This window comes from Thalassovita gelatinovora (assembly GCF_001458355.1).
GTDB lineage: Bacteria > Pseudomonadota > Alphaproteobacteria > Rhodobacterales > Rhodobacteraceae > Thalassobius > Thalassobius gelatinovorus.
Genome location: NZ_CYSA01000019.1, coordinates 49,872 through 75,238, shown reverse-complemented (window position 1 = coordinate 75,238; position 25,367 = coordinate 49,872). Strand labels below are relative to the sequence as shown.

Annotated in this window: 26 protein-coding genes; 11 read left to right on the top strand and 15 right to left on the bottom strand. The window is 57.9% G+C overall.

Going from position 1 to position 25,367, the window contains the following annotated elements:
• Positions 1-47: 47 nt before the first annotated feature.
• Together TG4357_RS10565 and TG4357_RS10560 are read right to left on the bottom strand one after the other, a co-directional pair.
• A complete protein-coding gene (locus TG4357_RS10565; protein WP_058262861.1) occupies positions 48-503 on the bottom strand; it encodes a universal stress protein in 456 nt (151 codons plus the stop codon).
• 69 nt (positions 504-572) lie between these two features.
• Positions 573-875 carry a hypothetical protein gene (locus tag TG4357_RS10560; protein WP_058262860.1) on the bottom strand — a complete coding sequence of 101 codons (303 nt, stop codon included), beginning with the start codon at positions 873-875 and terminating at the stop codon, positions 573-575.
• Positions 876-1,020: 145 nt separating this feature from the next.
• On the opposite strand from TG4357_RS10560, the gene TG4357_RS10555 reads away from it, so the two are divergent.
• On the top strand, positions 1,021-1,605 hold the full coding sequence (locus tag TG4357_RS10555) for a rhodanese-like domain-containing protein (protein ID WP_139193647.1): 585 nt from the start codon (positions 1,021-1,023) through the stop codon (positions 1,603-1,605).
• Positions 1,606-1,687: 82 nt separating this feature from the next.
• Here the strand turns inward: TG4357_RS10555 and TG4357_RS19500 are convergent, their stop codons facing one another.
• The 3 genes from TG4357_RS19500 to uvrB all read right to left on the bottom strand — a co-directional run bounded on the left by TG4357_RS19500 (position 1,688) and on the right by uvrB (position 5,578).
• A complete protein-coding gene (locus tag TG4357_RS19500; RefSeq protein ID WP_058262858.1) occupies positions 1,688-2,329 on the bottom strand; it encodes an O-methyltransferase in 642 nt (213 codons plus the stop codon).
• Positions 2,330-2,746: 417 nt separating this feature from the next.
• Complete coding sequence (locus TG4357_RS10545) at positions 2,747-3,373, bottom strand: hypothetical protein (protein ID WP_058262857.1); 627 nt, start codon at positions 3,371-3,373, stop codon at positions 2,747-2,749.
• A gap of 6 nt (positions 3,374-3,379) precedes the next feature.
• Positions 3,380-5,578: an excinuclease ABC subunit UvrB gene (uvrB, locus tag TG4357_RS10540; RefSeq protein WP_058262856.1), complete on the bottom strand. Its 2,199-nt coding sequence runs from the start codon at positions 5,576-5,578 to the stop codon at positions 3,380-3,382.
• A 156-nt stretch (positions 5,579-5,734) separates the two neighbouring features.
• On the opposite strand from uvrB, the gene TG4357_RS10535 reads away from it, so the two are divergent.
• Together TG4357_RS10535 and TG4357_RS10530 are read left to right on the top strand one after the other, a co-directional pair.
• Positions 5,735-6,046, top strand: coding sequence for an ETC complex I subunit (locus TG4357_RS10535; protein WP_058262855.1), 312 nt, complete (start codon positions 5,735-5,737; stop codon positions 6,044-6,046).
• Positions 6,047-6,390: 344 nt separating this feature from the next.
• A complete protein-coding gene (locus TG4357_RS10530) occupies positions 6,391-7,053 on the top strand; it encodes a GntR family transcriptional regulator (RefSeq protein WP_233487479.1) in 663 nt (220 codons plus the stop codon).
• A 6-nt stretch (positions 7,054-7,059) separates the two neighbouring features.
• Here TG4357_RS10530 and TG4357_RS10525 read toward each other — a convergent pair whose 3' ends face one another.
• The 6 genes from TG4357_RS10525 to TG4357_RS10500 form a co-directional block, all read right to left on the bottom strand.
• Positions 7,060-7,926 (bottom strand): dioxygenase family protein, encoded by an 867-nt coding sequence (locus TG4357_RS10525; RefSeq protein WP_058262853.1) that lies wholly within the window; start codon positions 7,924-7,926, stop codon positions 7,060-7,062.
• A gap of 9 nt (positions 7,927-7,935) precedes the next feature.
• A complete protein-coding gene (locus TG4357_RS10520) occupies positions 7,936-9,243 on the bottom strand; it encodes a TRAP transporter large permease (RefSeq protein WP_058262852.1) in 1,308 nt (435 codons plus the stop codon).
• Entirely contained in the window at positions 9,240-9,818 is a 579-nt protein-coding gene (locus TG4357_RS10515; protein ID WP_168370955.1) for a TRAP transporter small permease, read from the bottom strand. Before TG4357_RS10515 ends, TG4357_RS10520 begins: the two co-directional genes overlap by 4 nt.
• Positions 9,815-10,897: a C4-dicarboxylate TRAP transporter substrate-binding protein gene (locus tag TG4357_RS10510; protein WP_058262851.1), complete on the bottom strand. Its 1,083-nt coding sequence runs from the start codon at positions 10,895-10,897 to the stop codon at positions 9,815-9,817. Before TG4357_RS10510 ends, TG4357_RS10515 begins: the two co-directional genes overlap by 4 nt.
• Before the next feature lie 97 nt (positions 10,898-10,994).
• Positions 10,995-11,648: a malonic semialdehyde reductase gene (locus TG4357_RS10505; RefSeq protein ID WP_082644123.1), complete on the bottom strand. Its 654-nt coding sequence runs from the start codon at positions 11,646-11,648 to the stop codon at positions 10,995-10,997.
• Entirely contained in the window at positions 11,645-12,529 is an 885-nt protein-coding gene (locus tag TG4357_RS10500) for a fumarylacetoacetate hydrolase family protein (RefSeq protein WP_058262850.1), read from the bottom strand. The genes TG4357_RS10505 and TG4357_RS10500 overlap by 4 nt, the downstream gene beginning before the upstream one ends.
• Before the next feature lie 91 nt (positions 12,530-12,620).
• On the opposite strand from TG4357_RS10500, the gene TG4357_RS10495 reads away from it, so the two are divergent.
• The 8 genes from TG4357_RS10495 (at position 12,621) to TG4357_RS10460 (ending at position 21,260) form a co-directional block, all read left to right on the top strand.
• Entirely contained in the window at positions 12,621-13,007 is a 387-nt protein-coding gene (locus tag TG4357_RS10495; RefSeq protein ID WP_058262849.1) for a YciI family protein, read from the top strand.
• A 129-nt stretch (positions 13,008-13,136) separates the two neighbouring features.
• Entirely contained in the window at positions 13,137-14,453 is a 1,317-nt protein-coding gene (locus TG4357_RS10490; RefSeq protein WP_058262995.1) for a malonyl-CoA decarboxylase, read from the top strand.
• On the top strand, positions 14,450-15,952 hold the full coding sequence (locus TG4357_RS10485; protein WP_058262848.1) for a malonate--CoA ligase: 1,503 nt from the start codon (positions 14,450-14,452) through the stop codon (positions 15,950-15,952). The genes TG4357_RS10490 and TG4357_RS10485 overlap by 4 nt, the downstream gene beginning before the upstream one ends.
• 57 nt (positions 15,953-16,009) lie before the next feature.
• On the top strand, positions 16,010-17,050 hold the full coding sequence (locus tag TG4357_RS10480) for a type 2 periplasmic-binding domain-containing protein (RefSeq protein WP_058262847.1): 1,041 nt from the start codon (positions 16,010-16,012) through the stop codon (positions 17,048-17,050).
• Between the two features lie 78 nt (positions 17,051-17,128).
• Positions 17,129-17,755: a TRAP transporter small permease subunit gene (locus TG4357_RS10475; RefSeq protein ID WP_058262846.1), complete on the top strand. Its 627-nt coding sequence runs from the start codon at positions 17,129-17,131 to the stop codon at positions 17,753-17,755.
• Between the two features lies 1 nt (position 17,756).
• Positions 17,757-19,079 carry a TRAP transporter large permease gene (locus TG4357_RS10470; protein ID WP_058262845.1) on the top strand — a complete coding sequence of 441 codons (1,323 nt, stop codon included), beginning with the start codon at positions 17,757-17,759 and terminating at the stop codon, positions 19,077-19,079.
• A gap of 19 nt (positions 19,080-19,098) precedes the next feature.
• Entirely contained in the window at positions 19,099-19,584 is a 486-nt protein-coding gene (locus tag TG4357_RS10465) for a GlcG/HbpS family heme-binding protein (RefSeq protein WP_058262844.1), read from the top strand.
• 275 nt (positions 19,585-19,859) lie between these two features.
• On the top strand, positions 19,860-21,260 hold the full coding sequence (locus tag TG4357_RS10460; RefSeq protein ID WP_058262843.1) for an amidase family protein: 1,401 nt from the start codon (positions 19,860-19,862) through the stop codon (positions 21,258-21,260).
• A gap of 47 nt (positions 21,261-21,307) precedes the next feature.
• Here TG4357_RS10460 and TG4357_RS10455 read toward each other — a convergent pair whose 3' ends face one another.
• The 4 genes from TG4357_RS10455 to TG4357_RS10440 all read right to left on the bottom strand — a co-directional run bounded on the left by TG4357_RS10455 (position 21,308) and on the right by TG4357_RS10440 (position 25,359).
• Positions 21,308-21,694: a DUF302 domain-containing protein gene (locus tag TG4357_RS10455; protein ID WP_058262842.1), complete on the bottom strand. Its 387-nt coding sequence runs from the start codon at positions 21,692-21,694 to the stop codon at positions 21,308-21,310.
• A 283-nt stretch (positions 21,695-21,977) separates the two neighbouring features.
• Positions 21,978-22,904, bottom strand: a complete 927-nt coding sequence (locus TG4357_RS10450) for a 2-hydroxyacid dehydrogenase (RefSeq protein WP_058262841.1) — start codon at positions 22,902-22,904, stop codon at positions 21,978-21,980.
• Positions 22,901-24,523 (bottom strand): ABC transporter ATP-binding protein, encoded by a 1,623-nt coding sequence (locus TG4357_RS10445; RefSeq protein ID WP_058262840.1) that lies wholly within the window; start codon positions 24,521-24,523, stop codon positions 22,901-22,903. Before TG4357_RS10445 ends, TG4357_RS10450 begins: the two co-directional genes overlap by 4 nt.
• A complete protein-coding gene (locus tag TG4357_RS10440) occupies positions 24,520-25,359 on the bottom strand; it encodes an ABC transporter permease (protein WP_058262839.1) in 840 nt (279 codons plus the stop codon). Before TG4357_RS10440 ends, TG4357_RS10445 begins: the two co-directional genes overlap by 4 nt.
• Positions 25,360-25,367 lie beyond the last annotated feature (8 nt).

Below are 25,367 nucleotides of genomic sequence, written 5' to 3'. Positions count from 1 at the left end.
ACGCCCGAAGTCAAGGTTTAGAATGGTTCTAAGACTGTCGGGCAGGCTCAGGTGATCGCGTCCAGACGGTCTTTGGACAGATCGCCGGGCACAATGGTAATCGGAACCGGCAGGCTGCCTGCGCTGCGGCTGAGCTGAGTTACCAACGGGCCCGGTCCCTTCTTTCCATTACCCGCGCCGAGTACAAGTATGCCAATCGCGGGATCGTCTTCGATTTCACTCAATATCTCGGTAACCGGTTCACCTTCGCGGATCACCAATTCGGGATCGATGCCCTGACGGTCGCGCATCCATTTGGCAAACACTTCGTAATGCACTTCGATCCGTTCGCGGGTTTCTGCCCGCATGATGTCGCTGACACCGATCCAGTGATTGAATTCTTCCGGCGGAATGACTGACAATATCTTTACGCCGCCGCCGGATTTGGCCGCGCGCATTGCGGCGAACCGCATCGCGTTCAGGCATTCACGACTGTCATCCAGGATGACAAGAAATTTACGCATCCCCTACTCCCCGTTTTGCCGGATCATGGCGCAGGCGGTATGATCTGGCAACAAGACAGTGGCGATCGTTCACTTGCACGTCGCTGATGCGGCAGCGCCGAATTCCTTGTAGCGCAGCCAGAATTTTTCATGGGTCCGGCTATCGGATTGGCGAATTTCCTGCGCTTTGTGCGGATCTTGGAAAAACTTAGCGGCGCGGCGCTGATCGGCGCGGCTCAGCGTCTGGTTCGCCACGTCCTGAATGCAGCGGCACAAGGCCCAGCTTTTCTGTTTTTGATTCGAGGCCATACAGGCCTGGTCGATCGGTCCGGCCTCGGCTGTGATCGGTGCGATGGCCGTGGCCAATAAAGCGGCCCAAAGGAAGCGTTTCATATATCTGCCTCGTGTTGGGGGCGCGCCGGTGTTTACACCTTATTTCGTACCGCCCCACATGTTACTCTACGTGCTCAACGACGAATTATGCCTGAGGGCGCAGATGAATTCAATTGGTCTCGCTGTCGCGGGGAAGAGGGGTATGATGAAAAAGTTATTGGTTTTGCTGGCACTGATGGCCGCACCGTCCTGGGCCGAGGACAAACCTGTCAATATCACCCGGGATACCGCATCGGTGACGATTCCGCTGCCTGACGGCACGGCGGAAATCCGGCGTATCGGTGATAACGATCACCGGATCGGCGACGACTGGGGCCGGACATCGCGCGCCTGCCCACCGTTTTGCATTCAGCCGATATCGCCCGCGCCCGGTGTCACCACGATCGGTGAACTTGAACTGATCGAACTGTTGCAAGACCCCGAAGTGGTGGTGATGGACAGCCGCACACCGGAATGGTTCGAAGGCGGGTCGATCCCGGGCGCGATCAATGTGCCCTATACGCAGGTGATCGATCATCTGGGCGAATTCGGCTGTGACATCGATTTTGACGGCTATGTCTGTGAAAACCCCAATCGCGTCGCGTTGTTCTGCAACGGCAACTGGTGCGGTCAATCCCCGACGGCGATCCGCAACATGATCGAAGCGGGCTTCCCTGCCGATCACATTTACTACTATCGTGGCGGTATGCAGGCTTGGCGGTTGCTGGGTTTGACCGTGACAGGGGAATAACGTGATGCGCTGGGTTTTGATGACGGGCTTTTTCGTTTTGGCCGGATGCGGGGTGCCGTTCGTGCCGTTGGTCTGATCCGCCTCAGCCCGGTTTGCGCGCCACACCCCAATCGGCGCCGGGGTGTTCGCGAACGTGGGTATAACCCAGATGCGGCAGCACCGTGTCCCAGACCAACCGGACCGTGCGGGCCTCTTGTTCGTCCTGCGAAAACGACTTTGTCATCGCGGGATTTTTCTGATGGTGGCGCGATGTCGCCATTGACCAGTTCATATCGTCCAGCACCAGAATACCACCCGGTTTGAGCAGCATATCGACCAGCAGAACACCAAAGCCGGTGCCGTCCCAATGATGCCCGCCGTCGAAATAGCACAGGTCGAATTGTGGCCTTGGCATGGTGTTGATCAGTTTCTGCAATTCCCAGGTATAGGACCGATGGGCGATGCGCGGTGTGACCCGGTGTTCCAGCCCGGCGGTTGTCAGCAGATCGTGGATATTCGGGGACCGGTTGGCCGCGCTGGGCCGGTCGATGGTGACCAGATGCCCGGCGCCCTGATCTTCCAGAATGGCCCCGATATAGGCGCTGCTTTTGCCCTGGAAAAAGCCGATTTCCAAGATTTCCTGCGCGCCGTGGTCCTGAATGATCTGCCGCAGCAGAGCGGCATGGGCCTGATCCATATAGGGGATATCTGCAAAGCTCTGAGTGATGAAGTTGAATTTCGACATGGCTGCCCCGGAATTGACTGCTGCGTTGTGATTGTTATGGCACGCAGTTGGAGCAGGGGGAACCGGGAGCGTTCGGCAACAAAGCTCGGGTGTGACGGACCAGAAATCCGCCCTCCGGTTTGCTGGCGCGGAACAAGGGCGCAGCCCGCCGCGCCATCGCCATGCTGCAAGCATGCCTCCGGCATGACGCCGCCCCCCGGTCCGGCGATTGGGTCGGGTCCGCACATCGTTCGGAGGGTCTGCGGGGTGTCGGGATAAACCGCCCAGTCGCAACCGCCGGATCGCCGCACCGCGGCCCAGAGATAGCGCGGGTTGTGACGGGTTGGCTTGAGAAGGGCCGGTCCGGCACGGGGTAGGGTGCGGGGTTACCCCAACTTTGTGCATGTGGTGCCGGGGATGGTGGGCTGGAAGCCCACCCTACGGCTTGCTTTCCTCAACTGGCATCATTCTCATTGCCCAGAGTCTTAAATAGAATTCAATCGAATTCAGGATGACCTGTGCTTCATCTAGATCGTAATGTGCTCTTGTGTATCCTGGCAGTGTCGCAACTTCCCTTATTACATCAATCGTGTCTTCAAATGCGTCAATCAGCCAATGCTCATAATACCCTGAGAGCATTGGCCTAGGGTGAGCAAGGAAATTACGCATTTTTTTTAGGTGACTTAATCCAAGACTGGGGCGAGAGAGCTTTTCGACATCGCTTTCGTTGATAACCACTTCAGACTTCAAATTAGCTCGTTGCAAGAGTCTACCAATGCCTGCGATATTCTCGGTGAATGATTTTTCCATTAGGTCGTGAAATTCTTGCGAATTCGAACTCAGGCCGTCTTCATAGAAATTACCAACTGTCTTCTCGAAATTATCATTATAAATCCCGAAACCATCAGTTCTTGTTAGCTTTTCAATAAGGATCGCGTAGAGCGCGTCGTGCAGCCCTATTACTATCCATCGAATATTTGCCTCGTCTTTGCGTTTTCTGCGGATGTTTTCATCAACCAAATGGAGGCAACTAATAAAATGTGAGGCGCGGTCATAAATAAACATAGACACCTATTTCCCCCTCCGCTTCTTCACACCACCCCGTTGCCCCGGCCGTCCCGCGGTTGAGCGCCCGCGCGCGGCGCCGGCCGCCTCGACCGCGTCCTCGACCGCCGATTGCCGCGCCAAGGGATCGTCGGACACCACCAGATCGACCGCTTCCAGCCGCTTGATTTCGTCGCGCAGCCGGGCGGCTTCTTCAAATTCCAGGTTCTCGGCGGCCTTGCGCATTTCCACCCGCAGCCCGTCCAAATGCGCCTCGAGATTGGCACCGTGCATCGGCTTGTCGATCTTGGCCGTGATCCGTGACTGATCGGTATCGCCCTTGTAGAGCCCTGCCAGAATATCCTCGACATTCTTCTTCACCGTGGCCGGGGTAATGCCGTGTTCTTCGTTATAGGCGATCTGCTTGGTCCGCCGCCGTTCGGTTTCGCCCAAGGCCCGTTCCATCGATCCGGTGATCCGGTCGGCATACATGATCACCCGGCCTTCGGCATTACGCGCCGCCCGGCCGATGGTCTGCACCAGCGACGTTTCCGAGCGCAGGAAGCCTTCCTTGTCGGCGTCCAGAATGGCGACCAGACCACATTCGGGAATATCCAGTCCTTCGCGCAACAGGTTGATTCCGATCAGCACGTCGAAGGCGCCAAGCCGCAGGTCGCGCAGGATCTCGATCCGCTCGATCGTATCGATGTCGCTGTGCATGTAACGTACCCGGATGCCCTGTTCATGCATGTATTCGGTCAGGTCTTCAGCCATACGCTTGGTCAGGGTCGTCACCAAGGTGCGCATGCCGTCGGCGGCCACTTTGCGCACCTCGTCCAGCAGGTCATCCACCTGCATATCGACGGGACGGATTTCGATCACCGGGTCCAACAGCCCGGTCGGTCGGATCACCTGTTCGGTGAACACGCCGCCGGTTTGTTCCAACTCCCACGACGCCGGAGTGGCCGAAACGAACACCGATTGCGGTCGCATCGCGTCCCATTCTTCGAACTTGAGGGGCCGGTTGTCCATGCAGGATGGTAACCGGAACCCATGTTCGGCCAGCGTCATCTTGCGTCGGAAGTCACCTTTGTACATGCCACCGATCTGCGGCACGGACACATGGGATTCGTCGGCGAAAACGATCGCTTCGTCGGGGATGAATTCGAACAGGGTGGGCGGCGGTTCCCCCGGCGCGCGCCCGGTCAGATAACGCGAATAGTTTTCGATCCCGCTGCAAACCCCGGTGGCTTCCAGCATTTCCAGATCGAAATTGGTGCGTTGTTCCAATCGCTGTGCTTCCAGCAGCTTGGCTTCGCCCACCAGTTGGTCCAGCCGTTGGCGCAGTTCCTTCTTGATGCCTTGAATCGCCTGTTGCATCGTCGGTTTCGGCGTCACGTAATGTGAATTCGCATAAATCCGGATGCGGTCGAACGTGTCGGTCTTGGCCCCGGTCAGCGGGTCGAATTCGGTGATCGTTTCCAATTCTTCGCCAAAAAACGACAATTTCCAGGCCCGGTCATCCAGGTGGGCGGGCCAGATTTCCAGAACATCACCGCGCACCCGGAAGCTGCCGCGCTGGAAACCGACATCGTTGCGGCGGTATTGCTGGGCGACCAGATCGGTGATGATCTGACGCTGATCATATTCATTGCCCGCGACTAGGTCCTGGGTCATCGCGCCATAGGTTTCCACCGATCCGATGCCATAGATGCACGACACCGAGGCGACGATGATCACGTCATCGCGTTCCAGCAGCGCCCGTGTGGCCGAATGGCGCATCCGGTCGATCTGTTCGTTGATCTGAGATTCCTTTTCGATGAAAGTATCGGACCGCGCCACATAGGCTTCGGGTTGGTAATAGTCGTAATAGGATACGAAGTATTCCACCGCGTTGTCTGGGAAGAAGCCCTTGAATTCCCCATATAATTGCGCCGCCAGCGTCTTGTTCGGGGCCAGAATGATCGCGGGTCTTTGGGTTTCCTCGATCACCTTGGCCATGGTGAAGGTCTTACCGGTCCCAGTGGCACCCAACAGGACCTGATCGCGATCCCCGGCATTGACCCCCGAGGTCAGTTCGGCAATCGCCGTCGGCTGATCCCCGGCGGGGCTGAAATCGGTATGCATCACGAACCGTTTACCGCCTTCCAGCTTGTCGCGGGACTTCACATCCGGGGCCGGGGCGTGCAGCAGCGGGGCGGATTTGTCGGAATGGGCATAGGGCATGAGAGTCTCCGGCGGTTGCTGCAAGATTTGATCACTTTTTGTTCTACTTCAACCCCCAACTAGTGAATCCTGCTGACCGCCTGACGCCTGCAGCTTTCCGGCTCTTGCAAAAATGCCGCGTATTCACGATAAGACAGCAAAGAAGAGGAGTCGCGGATGCGAGCACGTATCTATCAACCCGCCCGCAATGCCATGCAATCGGGAATGGCCAAGACCCGGCAATGGGTTCTGGATTATGAACCGGCTGAAGCGCGTGAAGTGGATCCGCTGATGGGCTGGACATCCAGCGCGGATACCCAGACCCAGGTCCGGCTGAAATTCGACAGCAAGGAAGCGGCGCTGGATTATGCCAAGGAACACGGGCTGGATGCGGTAGTGCTCGACCCCCATAAACGCAAACCCAACCTGCGTGCGGGCGGCTATGGCGAAAACTTTGCCACCAATCGCCGGGCACCTTGGACCCACTAATATTTGTGTTGATCCGCGTCAGGTTGGCGCGGAGATTCGAAAATCTAGGCATTTTGAACAGGCCGCCTGCTCTGCGTCCGTAGCGGCGCAGCTTTAAGCACGATCAACAGTGATCCTTTCCTTTGGGTGGTTAAGGTATTTTCGCGTCTGACTGATCTTGCCCAGAGGCGCATCACGGATTTTTCCCGACGGTCAGGCTGCCCCCGGCACAATGCGCAGGATAACGAACAAACAGTCTTTTTCGTGCATCCCTAAGGGATCTTATGACGTTTGTGCTTTGAACTCTGGGAAAAAGTCGATATTTATTCGGTATGCCAGAAAATGATCTCTCCGAAGCGGTTTCCTTGTCTCAACCTTCGCAAGTCACGTCGGCGACGCAGGGGGCGTATAATGCCATCCGCAGGATGATCCTTGTCGGGGATCTGCGTCCGGGTGAAAAGCTCAAGATCGACACGCTGAAGGCGCGTCTGGATACCGGCGCGTCGCCGGTGCGAGAGGCGCTGAGCCTTCTCACCTCGGATCAGTTGGTCGAAAGGATCGACCAGCGCGGGTTTCGCGCGGCCCCCGCCAGCCAGCGTAATTTCGAAGAAATTCTCAAACTGCGCTGCTCACTCGAAGAAATGGCGCTGCGCCAAAGCATCGGCAATGCGGACGACGCTTGGGAAGAACGATTGGTGCTGAGCCTTCACCGCATGTCGCGTGAGAAATCCAAGATATCGGAAGCCTATGAAGATCTGCACAAGGCGTTTCACATGACGCTTCTGTCGAATTGCGACTCTTCGATCTTGTTGAAGTTCTGTAGCCAGCTTTACGACCTGAATGTGCGCTATCGGTATCTTGCCGGGCGGTCGCTGGATTATAAAACCCGCAACGTCGGCGACGAACACGCGGAAATCCTGTCAGCCGCGCTTCAGCACGATGCCGATCTGGCGTCCGAGCGTTTGATCAACCACTACCAGAAGACTGGCGCGTTTCTGCGCCAGTCCGGTCTGGTCTCCGAAAGCTGACCGCCTTCAGTTGCGCACCAGCGTAAAATCGAAATCGACGCGGGCAAAGGGGCCGTCTACCTTTCCCGACAGTGCGAACCCGTCGGGAAAGCTGCCCGCCGGCTGTGGTTTGTAGGTCATCACCAGATCGCTGCGCACACCGAACACCGTATCCTGATCGAGATAGGGATCATCGGCGGGAAAGACCTCGGTCACGAGGTCGCGAAAGCCTTGCGCCTTGACGATGAAATGCAGGTGAGAGGGACGCCAGGGATGGCGACCGGCGGCGTTCAGTATCTCTCCGACAGGGCCATCGGTGGGCACGGTATAGCTGACCGGGCGCACGGTGGTGAAAGCGTAGCGACCATTTTCATCCGCCGTCATAAGCCCGTGGAAGGACATGATGTCCTGATCCGGGTCTTGGCTGGAATAAAGCCCGTTCGGGGCGGTCTGCCAGATGTCGATTTCAGCCCCGGGTACCGGGTTGCCGTCGGCATCTCGCACCTGCCCTTCGACCAGCAGCACTTCATCGTCGAAGTCACCGCGCATGTCGTCACCGATCTCCATCGGCGGGGCATCGGAGACATGGAAAGGACCAAGCACGCTGGAACTGGTGGCGCCTTGGCGCGAATTGATCATGTCGACCAGCGAAGACAGGCCCATCACGTCCGACAACAACACGAATTCGTTGCGTTCGGGGGTGGTGATTTTTGCTGCCCATTCCAGTGCTTCAAGCGCTTTGCGCCATTCGTCATGAGTCAGGCCGACTTCCCGGGTGAAGGCGTGCAAATGTGTGGCAAGACTTCCAATCACTTCACGAAAACGGGGATCGGTATCGGGGCCGAAATAGCTCTGAAAGACCTCGGTGATATTGTCGGGGGTGACGGTGCGCATGACGGGCTCCTAATTCAGAAGGGCGAGGCTGAGTTGCGGGAAGCAGATCAGCAGGATCAGCACGACCAGCATCACACCCGCAAAGGGCAGTGCGCCCAGGAACACGTCCTTGAGCGTGATACGGTCGTCGTTGAGGGTGGCTTTGATGACAAAGCAAGAGATGCCAAGCGGTGGTGTGAGCAGGCCGATTTCGGCGCCGATCACGGTGATGATGCCGAACCAGACCAGCGAAAGCCCCATCGGTTCGATCAGTGGCAAGAACAAGGGCACCACGATCAGGATGATCGACGACGTGTCGAGGATCGTACCCAGGAACAGCATCAGGATAACGTAGAATATCATGATCTGCACAAAGCCGAAGCTGGAGGCCGCAAGCATATCCGCCAGTTCGTTCGGCAGGCCAGCAAGGCCCAGCATCCGGCTGTAGATTGAAGCCGCAGTGATCAGGAACAGGATCGCGGCGGTGATGTGCCCGGTTTCGATCAATGTCTCCCACAGGCCGCGCCAAGTCATCGAGCGGCGCAAAACAGCGATAAGAAGACCCAGCAGCGACCCCGCAGCACCCGCCTCGACCGCAGTCAGCCAGCCAAGGTAAATGCCACCGATCACGGTGAAAATCAGCGCCAGCATTGGCAGGGTCTTGGATGCGATTTCGGTCCAGGGCATCGGTTCGTAGTGATCCGCTGGGCGGCCGCCGACAAATCCGGGCGCGAAACGACCCATCGCCCAAATCGCAAAGATATAGGCGCCGGCCAGCAGCAGACCTGGGACAACTCCAGCCAGAAACATGTCGCCCACCGATTGCTCGGCGACAAAGGAATAGATGATCAGCATGGCCGACGGCGGGATGATCATGCCAAGAACCGACGATCCAGCCACCACACCCACGGCAAAGCGTGGCTTGTAGTCATATGTCAGCATTTCGGGCACTGCGACCTTGGAAAAGACCGACGCCGAAGCGATGGAACTGCCGGTAACGGCGGCAAATGCGGCGTTGGCACCCACGGTGGCCATGCCGATACCGCCTTTGACCCGCCGGAATCCGGTGCTCATCACGCCGTAAATGTCAGTTCCCAGCCCGGCCTTGGACACCACGAGCCCCATGAAACTGAACAGCGGCACGGTGGCAAAGGTGTATTCCATTGCACTGTCGCCGACCGCGATCTTGAGTAGGTTCATGGCAAGGTCGAAATTGTCGCGCATCAGCCAGATCGACACGAAGGACACGACACTCAGAGCGATGGGAATATAGACCCCGAGATAGATCATAACGATGATCGCGACGACCGAAGCGATGCCGATTTCGATAGGACTCATGATTGCTCCGGCGTTGATGCATTGATGTTGCGCGAGGGGCCGATGGACTTCAGTGCAAAGATCGCAGCGCATAGAGCGGTACCGAACAGGATGGTCAGCTTTATCGGCCACCAAGGCGCGGTAAAGACACCGGGGATGCCGAAATAATCCTGTGTATCCCACATCTTTAGAAACTCTGGAAAGATGGTGATGGCGATCAGTGCCATCAGAACGAACGAAAGCCCGTCGATGAGCCGGCGCATCGCAGATGCGACGCGGGGATGGCGCGCGCCGATCACAATTAAAAGTCCGTCCGAACGGGTCAACCGTTCGACCCGGATCACGTCGGGCAGTTGCAAGAACACGATCAGAACCATTGCGAATTGCACCAGTTCAACCGCGCCGTGGAAGGGGCGGTTGAACAGGCCGCGCGCGACGATGTCGTAATTCACCACCAGAACAAGTCCCAGCACAACAAGGGTGCCGGTGACATTGGCTGCGATGGCCACGCCATTCGTGGCCCGCGTCAGTCCGTTCAAAGTGCGGCGCAGACCCGAAGGCTGCGCCGCATCCGAAGATTTGCGAGAAGGGTTCAATTCGACAGCCCGGCGGTCCAATCCCGCAGGCCGGTAAAGCCGTCGGCATTCAGCTTGCCCAGATAGGCGCGCAGCATCCCGGACCCGTCGCTGCCGCTGGCATTCAGTCCTGCGGCCCATTCGGCGGCGATGTCGGGCATCGAATTGACCCACGCCATCCGCGCTTCGTCACTCATTTCGATGATGGTGCCCCCGGCGGCAACATAGGCTTCGCGGCTGGCGGCGGCTTTTTCCATCGCCAGATTGGCGAGATGGTCACGATAGGCGATCGAAACCTCCTGAAGTGCGGTTTTCACCTCGTCCGGCAGTCCATCCCAGTAGTCTTTGTTGACGGTCACGGTTTTGGTATTCACTGCGCCCAGATCGGCAACCAGCATGTAAGGCGCCACTTCAGCCATTTTGAAGGTGGCGGCCGCTTCGGGCCAAAGCATAGCGCTGTCGACCAGCCCGGTCTGGACCATGTTGTAGAAATCGGTCAGGCCCCCACGTACGCCAGCCGCGCCATTGATACCTTCGACGTAACGCAGGTTCATGCCGGCCCCCGCGATCTTGGTCCCTTCCAGATCGGCAAGGCTGTTGATCGGTTCCTTGGTGAACAGTTGATACGTGTCCAGAACGACACCAGTGGCAAGGTACACTTGGTTTTGAGCTTCGAATTCTGCCTGCATGGCGGGAAATTCACGGGCGATTTCGTCCACGGCCTTGGCCACGGCAGGGGCATTTGACGCGACAAAGGGGGTCACGGCGGAAATGGCCTGGCTTGGCAGCTTCGAGGAATGGAAGATTGTCGTGACAATACCGATGTCACCAAGCCCCAGTTGGATACCTTCAAGCACCCCACGCGGCTTGACCACGGTGCCACCATAGCTTTCGCGCCAATCCATCTGGTAATTGCCGGTTTCGGCCAGTTTCTTGTCGACCTCGGGAATGAAGAAGTTGCTGAACTCCTGTACCCACATCGCGCGGGCCGGATAGCCGTCGATGACATTGGCGGTGATGACCTCTTGCGCCGAACCGGGACTGGTCGTGCATAGGGTCATGGTTGCGGCGAATGCCACGCTTGCAAGCAGTTGTTTCATGGTGTCCTCCCAGACTGGGCCAGTGCCCGTTTTTTCCCGCCGCTGTAGTCAGATCACGGTCGGGATAACTTGTTGTTGCGCGGCATATTTCCCGCGTTCATATGATGCTGCATACCTGATCAAAGCCGAACCGCGGCAGCTTTTGAAAAAGCGCGGTTTCGTCAGCATAGCCTAGGTTGCAGAGAAAGTTCGATTTCCAACCGTTCTCAGAGAAAAATTCAGCATCGACGGTGACGTTGGAAAAGCCGGACATCGCGCCAACATCCAACCCTACGGCCCGTGCCGCGATCATGAAATATGCGCCCTGAAGGGACGAATTTCGAAAGGCGGTCGCTTCTGAATGTTCGGGCTTGCCTTCGAAGTGGGGGCGGCGATCCTCGTGCGGAAACAGGAAGGGCAATTGGGTCCAGAACTGCGGATCATAGGCGATGATGGCCGTCACCGGGGCGGCCATCATCTTGTCGATGTTCTTTTCCTTAAGCGATTTGGCCAGTCGCGCCTTGGCTTCTACGCTGCGTACGAAGACAAAGCGCGCCGGGCAGGTGTTCATGCTGGTTGGGCCGGCAATCGTGATCTCGTAGATTTCTTGCAGCAGCGCATCCGGCACCGGCCTGTCAGTCCAGGCATAATGCGAACGTGCATCGCGCAGGATCAGATCGATCGAAGCATCATCCAGCCGTTCGCGGGCGGCACGTACCGCCCGAACGGCCGCCTGCGCCGAGGCGCGGGCAGTATTGAGCGTGTCGCTCACGACGTCACCTTTTGCGTTGCGATATCGGCCTCGTCCATGACCGGGCTTGCACAGATGCCGATGCGTTCGATTTCGATCTCGACGGTTTCGCCGGGCTTGAGCCAACGCGGGTTCGGTTTCTTGGCGTGGCCGACACCCGGAGGTGTGCCCATGGCAATCAGGTCGCCCGGCTCCAGCGTGGTGAATTCCGACATGATCGCAATGGTTTGTGCCACCGACCAGATCATATTGCCGGTGTTGGAACTTTGCAGGACCTCGTCGCCGACGCGGCTTTCGATCTTGAGACCGGCCGCGCCTGCGGGCAGATCCTCGGGGGTGACGACATAGGGGCCAATGGCGCCGGTATTGTCGAAATTCTTGCCCGGGGTCCACTGGTGCGTCTTACGCTGGTAATCGCGCAGCGACCCGTCATTGAACACAGTGTAGCCAAAGACATGGTCCAGCGCGTCTTCTTCGGTGATATAGCGCCCGCCCTTGCCGATGACGATCATCAGCTCGGCTTCGTAGTCCAGCTTGTCCGAACAGCGTGGCCGTACCATAGGTTCACCTGCCGCCATGATCGAATTGCGCGTCCGCATGAAGATCGCCGGATAGTCCGGGATGTCGTATCCGCCTTCCTTGATGTGCTCGATGTAGTTCAGTCCCAAGCAAAGAATCTTGCCCGGTGCGGTGACGGGCAAAGCAGGTTCGATGCTTGCGGCATCTTCGGTGGTGCCGGACACATCACCATTGCGCAGCTTTTCCATCAGGGCGGGGGTCGTGATCAGTCCTATCAGATCTGTGCCCGCCTCTGGCATTGCCGCCGTGAGGTTCAGCGCCTTCGTATCTTCGATCAGATAAACGGCGGTGCTGTCGGCGGATTTGCCTACCATGAGCTTCATAAGGAGTTCCTTTAATCCGTTTTTTGCTATCTTTGGCGATAATATTATCGTATGTCAAATAATATCGATTTTAATTTTGGGGTGAACGAGGATGCCAAGGTGGGACGCGTATAAGCAAGAAGCCAAGGGGCGGGGGGGCTTGGCGCTGGAGTTGTTTGTGGTGGTTTCGACGCCAGCCTCTGGGCCTGAAGCGGTCAAGGCTACCTTGCCTGCGCATTTGGCCTATCAACGAAAGCTCGAAGAAACAGGGCAACTGGTGCTGGCGGGGCCCCTTTCTGATGACAGCGGCAACGAAATGCAGGGGGCCGGTATGATCATCTACCGTGCTGAGACGATGGAGGCTGCCATGGCGCTGGCACAGGCTGATCCGATGCACAGCGCGAAGGCGCGCAATTTCACCTTGCGCAAATGGCTCGTAAACGAAGGCGCTTTGAATATGTCGGTCGGTTTGTCCACGGGACGGGTCAGCCTGAGCTGATCACTTCAGTCACGTCGAAAATAAAATAATCGATTTTTTATTGTATCGTTAAATTTAATCGATATACATAGACTGGAATCACGCGCACTCGGGGCGCGCCAAAACCTTGACCCGATAGGAATGGAACCGATGTTGCAGTCCAGCTTTCTGACGGATCTTCTGGCGTCCATTACCAATCGGGCGCAACAGACTACGGCGACGAAGGATGCGCGCCCGATCAATGAATTGTGCCATGTTTTGCTGTCCGACATCGGCGATGTGTCGGCGATCAAGGTGGCGCGTGCGGTCCTGCAGAAATACCGTGCAATGGACAAAGATCAGAGGATGGATTTTTTCCGTCATCTGGCAGATGATTTCGACATAGATCCCGACGCCGTCGCGACACTTGCCCACAGTTACGAAAAATCCCGGTCCACCGAAGATCTGGCCGCGCTTGCCGCGCAGGCGGAACCACGTCGTCAGGAAATCTTGCGACGCCTGAACCGGGTCCCCGGAGCCACGGCTGATCTGGTTGCGATGCGCTGTGATCTGTTCGAGGCGATCCGCCAAGAACCGACATTGGCCCGTATCGATCTGGATTTCGCACATCTCTTCGTATCCTGGTTCAATCCCGGTTTTCTGGTGCTACGGCGAATTAACTGGAACAGCCCGGCGAATATCCTTGAAAAGATCATCGCCTACGAGGCTGTGCACGCTATCGACAGCTGGGATGCCCTGCGGTTGCGGCTTCTGCCCGAGGATCGTCAGTGTTTCGCCTATTTCCACCCCTGTATGCCCGAAGAGCCGCTGATATTTGTCGAAGTGGCGCTGACCAACGGTATTCCCGGCAATATTCAATCGGTTCTGACCGAAGATCGCGCCGCAACCCCGGCGGATAAGATGGACACGGCGGTGTTCTATTCGATCTCGAACTGTCAGGCCGGTTTGCGTGGTATTTCGTTCGGCAACGCGTTGATCAAGCATGTGGTCGAGGATCTGTCGGCCAGCTTGCCGCAGCTCAAGACATTTGTCACGCTTTCACCAATCCCGGGTTTCCGCGCCTGGATCGATGGCGTTCAGGAAACACTTTCCGGGACCGAGGCGGAGGCTTTGAAGGTCGCCTTGGCACAATCGGGCAGCAGGGACGACAAGTCCAACGACACGCTGCGCCGCTATATCGCGCATTACCTGGTGAAGGAAAAACGCCCTCGGGGCGACCCGGCAAATGTGGTGGCGCGTTTTCATCTAGGCAACGGGGCCATCGTTCAGGATGTACACGCGGATGGTGACGCGTCCGACAATGGTCAGCGCACATCTTATGGCACGATGGTCAATTACCTTTACGACCCGGCCCGGATCGACCGCAACATCGAAGGGTTCACCACGACAGGCACCGTCGCCACATCGCGCACGATTGCTTCTCTTCTCAAATCCGCCCCCATCCCGGCAAGCAAGGCAGACTCATGAGCAACGTCCTTTTCGATCCTCTCTTTGGCCGTCACGCCAAGAATGACGCGCCCTTCCTGATGCTGGAAAAGGGTCGGGCACTGAGCTACGGCGATTTTGTTGCCCTGTCGGCCCGGTTGGCCAACGTCTTTGCCGAAATCGGACTGACCAAGGGCGATCGCGTGGCGTTGCAAGTCGCCAAGTCACCCGAGGCGCTTGCGGTCTATGCCGCCTGCCTGCGCAGCGGCTTGGTGTTGTTGCCACTCAATACCGCCTATACCACCAGTGAATTGGCCTATTTTCTGGGCGACGCAGAACCGGGACTGGTGATCTGCGACGCTGAGGATGCCGTTGCCATGACCGGTATTCTGAAGGGAGCCGCGCTGCACACACTGAATGCCGACGGCAGCGGTAGTCTGAGCGATGCCGCAGATGCCATGCCCGCTGTTCATGCGGTGGTGGAGTGCGGTGCCGACGATCTGGCAGCGATCCTCTATACCTCGGGGACGACCGGGCGTTCCAAAGGCGCGATGTTGAGCCATGCTAATCTGTTGTCGAACGCTACCGCGCTGGCCGATCTGTGGCGGTTCACCGATGCGGATGTCTTGTTGCATGCCTTGCCGATTTTCCATACCCACGGGCTTTTCGTGGCGGTGAACGTTTCGGCTCTGTCGGGAGCGGCGATGATCTTTCACGCCGCCTTCAAGGCAGAAAAACTGTTGGCTGACCTGCCGCGCGCCACGGTTCTGATGGGGGTGCCGACCTTCTACACGCGTCTGTTGGCGGAACCGTCTTTTACGCGCGAAGCGACCGCACATATGCGGCTTTTCGTGTCTGGCAGTGCGCCGCTTCTGGCCGATACCCACACTGACTTCGAGGCCCGCACCGGTCACCGCATCCTTGAACGCTACGGCATGACCGAAACCAACATGAACGCGTCGAACCCCTACGAAGGGGATCGACGCCCCGGCACGGTTGGTTTTCCCCTGCCCGGAACCGAAATTCGGATCTCCGACCCCGACACCGGCATCGAAGTGCCGCAAGGCGAGACGGGGATGATCGAAGTGCGCGGTCCCAACGTCTTTTCCGGCTACTGGCGGATGCCGGAAAAAACCGCAGAAGAGCTGCGTGAGAATGGCTTTTTCATTACCGGGGACCTCGGACAGATCGACCCTGACGGCTATCTTGTGATTGTTGGGCGCCAGAAGGATCTTATCATTTCGGGCGGCTACAACATTTATCCCAAGGAAATCGAGGTGCTGCTGGACGCGTTGCCCGGCGTCCGAGAATCCGCCGTCTTCGGCGTGGCTGATCCGGATTTCGGAGAGGCAACCATCGGCGTCGTCGTCCCCGAACCGGGGAACACGCTCGATCCTGCCGCGCTTTTGTCCGAAATCACGCCGCATTTGGCCCGCTTCAAGCATCCCCGCCGGATCGAGATCGTGGCCGACCTGCCGCGCAACACCATGGGAAAGGTGCAAAAGAACATTCTGCGCCAGACCTATACGTCCGACGCCTGAACCGCACGGGGCAGAGGGGCCCTGTGTTTGAACCAACAATCTTTTGAGGAGGAAAAGATGACAAAGACCCTGAAACCGCTGGCCGCTGCTGCGCTGGCCTGCCTTACACTGCAATCACCGGCACAGGCCGCCAACATTGAAGGCCCGTCGGTGTTCTGGAAAATCTCGATGTACGGCAACCCACGGGCGCTGACATCCGGGATGGAAGCACTGGCCGCCAAAGCCGCCGAAGAAACCGACGGCAAATTCCAGATCAAGATATTCTACGCTGACCAACTTGGAAATTCGCGCGAAAACCTTGATGGGCTCAAGCTCAACGCCTTTGAAGGCGCGGGCATCTGCAACTTCTACCATCCCGGTAAGAACCCGGCATGGATGGTGTTTTCGCTGCCCTTCCTGCCGATCGGCGATCCCGAGGTACACAAATACACCTTCAAGAAGATGTTCGAACATCCCGCCATCGTCGCCGACATGGCGCGATGGAACGCCATGCCCTACGCATCGGGGCTGCTGCCTCAATACGAAATCATGGGCAAAGGCCCTGCACCGACCGAAATCGACGGCTGGAGCGGCCTGCGGGTGCGCGCCGGTGGCGGATTGGGCGATGCGATGGAAAAGCTTGGGGCTATCAATCAGACCCTGTCGGCGTCAGAAACTCTGACGGCGTTCCAAAACGGCACCGTCGATGCGGCAGCCTTTCCGATGACCTATGCGCATGTGGCCTTCAAGATCAACGAAGAGGCCGATTGGTACACATCCAATCTCGCGCCGGGCACGTCGGAATGTGGTTGGGTGCTGAACAAGACGGCATTCGAAGCGCTGCCCGCTGCCTATCAAGACTTCCTGATGGACAACCGGGATCTGGTTCTGGACACCGAACAGGCGTCCTATGCGGCAGCGGACGAGGGCAATTTCAAGCTGTTCGAAGAAACGCTGGACAAGATCACCTACACGGACGAGCAGATCGCTGAAATCCGCGAACGGGCCGCGCTCCCGGTCTGGCAAGAATGGGTCGCCGCCAACGAAGGCAACTTCGACGCGCAGGAGGTTCTGAATGATCTTTTGCGCTATGCGGAAGAAGCCAAGACCGCGAAGTAAATTCTTCGCAGTTTGTTTTCGGGATCGCGGCTTCCTCCGCGATCCCATTCTATTACTCTTGGCAAGGACGTGATCAGGATGCGTGTTTCCAACGACGCCCAGGCGTCTGGCTGGATTGGCCGGTGTGACCGGTTCATGATGCCAGTCGAAGACGCTGCTAACTTTATCGCCGCGACGTTTATCTTTCTGCTGATGCTGTTGGGCGTGGCGCAGATTGTCATGCGGACCTTCTTTAACAATCCGCTGTCAGGCTACATCGATCTGGTCGAGCTATCGATGGCCGGCATGGCGTTCCTTGGGGCGGCGTATACCCAGCGTATGGGCGCACATATCCGAATGGAGCTGCTGTTGGGGCGTCTCTGGGGACGGTCTTACTGGTTGGCGGAAATCGTCGGGTCGCTTCTGGGGATGGCAATCGTTGCTGTGTTGATCTGGTATAGCTGGGACCATTTCCTGCGATCCTACCAGATCGGCGACACGACCATAGACGCAGAATACCCGGTCTGGCCATCCAAGCTGTTGGTGCCCATCGCTTTCGCCTTTTGGTTCCTGCGGCTGGGCATCCAGTTGGCCGGATCCGTACGGTTGTTCATTTACCCCAGCCACGCGCACGAAGGCGTGGTGTCACTCAAGGATGCCGCTGAAACGGCCCGTGAAGAAGCCCACGAAGTGCTTGGTGACGAAGCCGATAAGGAAGGACGCTGACATGCTGATCGGCATCGGATTTTCAAACCCTCTACTGGTCGGGCTGATCGGGATTGGCCTGTTATTGATTCTTGTCGTGATCGGCGTGCGCGTGGTGATCGCGGCCGCGACGGTTGGTCTGCTGGGGCTGGTCGAACTGATCGGCTGGGGGCCGGCAGCGGGCATCGTCGGGATCGTGCCGCACGCCAAGTCATCGACCTATGCGCTTAGCGTGCTGCCCATGTTTATTTTTATCGGGTTCGTCGCTTTTCACGCTGGTATGACAACGCAACTCTTTGATGCTGCGCGAAAATGGCTAAGCTGGCTGCCCGGCGGGCTTGCCGTGGCCACGGTCTTTGCGACCGCCGGGTTTGCGGCCGTGTCCGGTGCGTCAACGGCGACATCTGCGGTCTTTGCCCGCGTCGCTGTGCCCGAAATGCTGAAATACGGCTATGATCGCAAGCTGGCGGCGGGTGTCGTTGCGGCTGGTGGTACGCTTGCCACGTTGATTCCACCTTCGGCCATTCTGGTGATCTATGCGATCATCGTCGAAGAAAGCGTCGGCAAGCTGCTGCTTGCGGGGTTCTTGCCGGGGCTGGTGTCGGCCATCGTGTATGCGTTGATTATTATCCTTTGGGCGATGTTTCGCCCGCACGAGGCTCCTGCTGTCCCGTCATCGACGTGGAAAGAACGGGCCGTGTCGCTGCCGCCGCTGATGCCGATCATGCTGGTCGTCGCGATTATCATCTCGGCGATCTACCAAGGCTGGGCCACCCCGACCGAAGCCGGAGCATTGGGCGCGGCAGTGGTCTTTGTCGTCGCGATTGCCCGTGGTGCCGGTCTCAAGGCGATTTCGGGTTCTCTGATGGAAACAGCCAAGCTGACGGTGATGATCTTTTCGCTGATCTGGGGCGTCACGATTTTCGTGCGCTTTCTAGGGTTTTCCGGGGTGGCCGATGCGTTTACGTCCTGGGTCGTATCGATTGATGCACCGCCGTTGGTCATCATGATCTGCATCCTGCTTGCCTATGCGGTGCTGGGAATGTTCATGGATGCGATCGGCATGCTTTTGTTGACCCTGCCGGTGGTATATCCGGCGGTGATGGCGCTGGGCTACGATTCCATCTGGTTCGGTATCATCGTCGTCAAGATGGCAGAGGTCTGTCTTGTCACGCCCCCTATCGGGCTGAACTGTTTCGTCGTCAACGCGGTCAGGCCGGATATACCGCTGTCGGACGTGTTTCGGGGGATCACGATCTTTTTCGTCGCGGATGTGGTAACGATCATCGTGCTGCTGCTTTTCCCCGAAATCGTGACATGGCTGCCCGAAATGATGAGCCGATGAACTTGAGCAAGGAAACAACATGAAACTGAAATCGAGTCTTCCGCTGGAAACGGCTACGGCCATTCTGGAAAAAGCGCTGGAAATCGGACGGCAGGAAGGCATGAAACCGCTGACCGTGGTGGTGCTGGATTCAGGGGGGCGCATGAAAGCGATGCAATCCGAAGACGGCAGCGGCCTGCTGCGCTTCGATATCGCTTTTGGCAAGGCGTGGGGATCGCTTGGTATGGGGATGCCCAGCCGGCAGATCCGTGATTATCTGTCCGCGCGCCCGAACTTCCAGACCGCGCTGGCGGCCGCGTCGGATGGGCGGTTTGTCCCAGTGCCGGGCGGGACTTTGATCGAGGACGCCGACGGCATGACCATCGGCGCAGTCGGGATCAGCGGCGATTCTTCGGAAAAGGATGAATACTGTGGTGTTCTTGCGATCCGCAGTGTCGGGCTTGCGTCGAACCCACCGAATTTTGACCCGGATTGGCGTAAATCGTCGCTGTCGGATCAACATTAACGACAAGCCGGGGCGGTGAAGGATCATGCGGGGACTATCCGCATGATCCGTTAAATTCGTATACGATGAAAAAGGGTAGCCACCCCTGCGCGGTACCTTTCTCGCTCTATGATTGGCGTCGACCGCGACAGATGCCTCAAACTTGGGCCGCATTGGCAAATTTCTGTTCTTCCGAGAAGATAACAGGGTTCGCAATATCGGCTCATTCTTCCTGGCCCTGTGCTACGGGGGCGATACGTGCAATGTTCTCCGGTGAATCCCAAAGGAGATGTTTCATGTCGCAAATCTGGAATCTTACCGCTTCCGAAATCGCCACAGCAGTGCGATCGAAAGCTCTGTCGGCGACGGAAGTGACCAAGGCGCATCTACAGCGCATTGCCGATGTGAACCCAACGGTAAACGCGGTGGTGCAGGAATTTCCAGAAGATGCATTGCAGGCAGCTCGACAAGTCGATGAAGCCATTGCGCGCGGCGAAGATCCGGGCGTTCTGTGCGGCGTTCCGGTGACAATCAAGGTGAATGTGGATCAAGAAGGTCAAGCGACAACAAACGGGCTCAGATTGCAGGAAAATCTGGTGGCGCAGCATGACAGTCCGGTGGTTTCAAACATCCGCAAAGCAGGCGGGGTGATTATCGGGCGTACCAACACGCCGGCTTTTTCGCTGCGCTGGTTTACCAATAACAACCTGCATGGGCAAACGCTGAACCCGCGAAACAAGGCGATAACGCCGGGCGGATCTTCTGGTGGCGCGGCCGCGGCGGTTGCGGCAGGGCTTTGCGCCATAGGGCACGGCACTGATATCGCGGGGTCCATCCGCTACCCTGCTTATGCCTGCGGTCTTCACGGCCTGCGCCCCACTTTCGGAAGAATTCCGGCCTACAATGCCAGCGCGCCGGACCGTTTCATCGGGGCGCAGATTATGGCGGTGTCCGGGCCGATTGCCCGCAGCATTTCCGACATTGGGATATCGTTGGCCGCCATGGCCGCGCCGGATTTGCGCGACCCGTGGTACGTATCCGCGCCGATGGCGGGCGGGGATTACCAAAAACGTGCTGCGTTGACGATCGCACCAGACGGCATGCCCGTTGCCGACGAAGTCCGGGCCGCCTTGTTCGACACTGCGGAAAGATTGAAGGCAGCAGGTTGGATAGTCGAAGAGGTCGCGTGCCCACCGATGCGGCTTGCTGCTGAAATCAATGCGCAACTTTGGATGGCGGATACCCAATTCGGCGCACGCGAAATGATCGAACGCGAAGCAGAGCCGGATTCGCAGTTTGTCTTCGAACACATGACAAGGGATGCCGGTGAAGTTGGCTTTGACACGTTGATGAAGTCGCTTCAGGCACGGGTCGCATTGGTGCGGCAATGGGAATTGTTTTTGAAGGACTATCCTGTTCTCATTTGCCCGGTTTCAGGAGAGTTGCCGTTCGCTCAGCAACAGGATGTCAGTTCCGAAGATGCTTTCGCGGCCGCGATGGAGGCACAACTTATCCAACGGGCTTTGCCCGTGATCGGCGTCCCTGCGCTGTCAGTCGCAACTGGTGAAGCCGATCACAGGCCGGTCGGCGTGCAATTGATCGGACCTCGATTCCGCGAAGATATCCTGTTGGCTGCCGGGCAGGACATTGAAAACGCCGGCAACGTGCCTGTGGTGACAACCCCGAACTGGGCTTGATCCCCCGGCGGCGCATCAAGGGGGAATTCGCTCAGGTCAGAAACAGATCAGATAGCCGCGACAGCCTTTGCAAGCAGATCACGCACCTGACCCGCGACCTCATGCAGGTCCGGGTTGTTGATCGCTTGCATGGAAGCTTCGGGATCAATCGCGCTGACCTCGACACCGTTTTCGACTTCGCGAAGGATCACGTTACAGGGCAGCATTGCGCCGACCCGTGGCTCCATCCCGATCGCCTGAAAGGCCATCTGCGGATTGCATGCCCCGAGGATTCGATAGGATTTCATATCGACGTCCAGCTTCTTCTTCATTGTCGCCTTGACGTCGATTTCGGTCAGAACACCAAAGCCATTTTGCGCAAGGGCGGCGCGGGTACGGGCATCGGCATCGTCGAACGTGCTGCCGGTTAGGATGCGATTGATTGTGTAACTCACGAAAAAACTCCTTCTTTCTACGACTGTAGCGACGCCAAAATTTCAAGGCACCGTCGGAACTGTTCGGGCGCGGCTCTACGCACAAATTGGGATGGATCGCGTGTCTGCATATCCTCACGTTACTCTAACATTTGCCTGAACTTTAACCTTGTTTCAGATCAGATGCCGAGCTGCGCAATCCTTCCACTCCAAACAGATGGTGAGAGGCGAGGCCGAGTAAAAGGAGACGCTGGTGAAAATTAATCACCCTTTGATCATTTCCAAGTAGGCGATCAGAGCAGAACTAGTCTGTTAAACCGTTTTGCGAGAGCGTAGAAAGTCCCGCCCGCACCGAACGGACGACGGCTGCTGCTTCGGGTGTGCTGGCCACATGCGGGGTCAGGAAAAGCTTCGGATGATCCCAAAGCGGGCTTTCAGGCGGCAACGGTTCGGTCCCGAACACGTCAAGTGACGCGCCTGAAATCTGCCCGCTTTCGAGGGCATCCAGCAGATCGGACTCGATCAATTGCGCGCCGCGCCCCATCTGGATCAAAACAGCACCTTTGGGCAGCGCCGCAAAGAGGTCGCGGTTCAGAATGCCTTGGGTTTCCGGGGTTAGTGGCATGACATTGATCAGGATATCCGTGCCAGCCAGAAACGATTGCGTTTGGTCGGTGGTCATGTGGCGCATGCCCGGTTCGGCGGGCGTGGGGGGACGGCGTGAAAGGGTCGTCACGTCATATCCCAGCGCGGTCAGCCCTTTTCCGATGGCGCGCCCCATCAGGCCAAACCCCATGATCCCGATACGTTTGTGCCGGGGGGATTGCTTGCCCACATCGCGCTGCCAACTGTGGCTTTTCTGGGCTTTCAAATAGGCCCCCATGTCGCGATGGTGCCAAACCACGTGAAAGGCGGCGAAGCCTGCCATCTGTTGCGCTTGATCCGGATCTTCGACCCGGAACACCGGCACATCGGGCAATGAGGGACATTCCAGTATCCCGTCGATCCCTGCGGCGATGGAAAACACCGCGCGCAGATTGGGATAGGGCACAAAGGCATCATCTTCGGGTTTCCAGGTCAGCACATATTCGACGGCTTCCGGGACTGAAACCGCTTCTGGCGGTATCAGGTCTATTTCAGGTGCGAATTCGAGAAAGGGCTGTTCATATAGCGCCATCAAATCCAGTGCAGAACAGGTGGCGACAATGCCGGAACGCCGGTCCTTGATCATGTCAAGGCCGCCTCGGCAAGACCCCAACCGCCCCCCGGTACAGCGGCGAGCAGGCGCTTGGTATAGTCATCCTGCGGGTTCAGGAACACGTCGGACACCGGCCCGATTTCGACGAGCTTGCCTTTTTGCATGACGGCGATGCGGTCGCAAAGCTGGGCAGCAACGCGCAGGTCATGGGTGATGAAGAGGATCGATAAGTTCAGCTTGCTGCGAAGATCGCGGAGCAGATCCAGAACCTGCGCCTGAATCGACACGTCGAGGGCCGAAACGGCTTCGTCTGCGATGATCAGATCCGGGTCCATGGCCAATGCGCGGGCGATCCCGATACGTTGCCGTTGTCCGCCAGAAAATTCGTGCGGGAAGCGATCCACCGCGTCTGCGCCAAGACCGACGATTTCCATCAATTCGTGCGCGCGGGCACGGGCCTGTTCTTTGGGCACCGCCTTGGCGATGGGGCCATCCGTCAGTGCGCGCAGGATCTTGTGCCGTGGGTTGAGCGACGCATAAGGGTCCTGAAACACCATTTGAACCTTGTAACGCGCACGGCGCAATTCGGTTTCGCTGAGCGCGGCCATATCGCTGCCACCAACGAGGATTTGGCCGCTATCCGGCGTCACCAACCGGACCACCGCCCGGCCCAATGTGGATTTCCCCGAACCGGATTCGCCTACCAGCCCCAAGACTTCACCCTTGGCGATGGACAGCGAAATATTGTCGATGGCGCGCACTTCGCGGTGCGGTTTCATGAAGCCGCCACCGGTGCGGAAAACCTTATTCAGCGCCTTTATTTCCAGTGCCGGAGAATTCTGCACCTCAGCATTTTGCGGGACCAGCCCCGACGGGATGGCAGCCAAAAGGTGCTTGGTATAATCGTGTTGCGGGGTTTTCAGCACCGCATCGGTAGTGCCCCGTTCAACGATTTTCCCGTAGCGCATGACAAGCACCTTATCGGCGATTTCGGCCACGACACCGAAATCATGGGTGATGAATATCACCGCCATGTCACGCTTTTTGCGTAGGTCGAGGATCAGTTTGAGGATCTGGGCCTGTGTTGTCACGTCGAGCGCCGTTGTCGGTTCGTCCGCGATCAAGATCTGCGGTTCAAGCGCCAGCGCCATCGCGATCATTGCCCGCTGACGTTGCCCGCCCGAGAGTTGGAACGGATAGGCACGGATGATTTTTTCCGGGTCGGGCAAGTCGACCTCGCGCACCAGATCCAGCGCCCGTTTGCGCCGTTCCGACGGTGTATGTCGCTTGTGGGCTTCGAACACTTCGCTGATCTGGTCGCCAATCCGCATGAGCGGATTGAGCGCTGTCATCGGTTCCTGAAAGATCATTGCGATCTTGGCACCGCGCAGATCTTGGCTTTCCGCTTCGGTTTGGCGCAGGATGTTCTTGCCTTCGAAAACAGCGCGGCCCGCACCGACGCTCACCCCTTCGGGCAGAAGGCCCATCAGGGCATTGGCCGTCATCGACTTGCCCGAACCGCTTTCACCAACAACGCAAAGGATTTCACCCTTGTCGAGCGTATAGCTGCAATCGTCCACGGCGAATTGCCGATCCGCCCCGTCGGGAAGCTTGATGCTGAGATGCTCGATCGAAAGAACTGGATTGGTCATGTGCGTCCCTTCCGTGACAGGTGGGGATTCAAGGCGTCGTTCAACCCTTCACCGATCAGGTTCAGCGCCAGAACGGTCAACACGATGGCAAGGCCGGGGAAGAAACTGAGCCACCAGGCCGACCGGATCACGGTGCGCGCCGCGCCGATCTGATATCCCCATGACATGATATTGGGGTCGCCAAGACCAAGGAATGATAGCGAACTTTCAAGCAAGATTGCGGTTGCGACCATCAAGGACGCCATGACGATGATCGGCGAAACGGTGTTGGGCAGGACTTGCCCCACAAGGATGCGCAGATTCGAAAGACCGGCCAGGCGGGCGGCATCGACATATTCGCGCTTGGACACTGACATGACCTCGGCCCGGACGAGCCGCGCCACCGGGGGCCAACTGACGATGGCAATCGACAGGGTGATCGATGTCAATGACGGTTCAAGAATGGCCACAAGCACGATGGCCAGAGCAAAGTTCGGGATGGTTTGAAAGAATTCTGTAAAGCGCATCGCACCTTCGTCCAGCCAACCACCATAAAATCCCGCCACCGCACCCAGCGGCACACCGATTAACAGGGCCATGACCGTCGAAATCAACCCGACCAGCAAGGAAACCTGCGCACCATAAACAAGCCCGGCAGCCACGTTCCGGCCCAGCGTGTCGGTGCCAAGCGGCAAGCCGTCAACGGCATATGGTGCGAGAAAGGGGCGTTGGACCATTGGCCAGGGGCCGCGTGGGTAAATCATCGGCGCAATCAGCGCGATGATGATGACGGCCAGCAACAGGACCAGCCCGAAGACTGCGCCGCGATTTCTGGCAAAGCGTTTCCAGAAGCTCATGTTTGTCT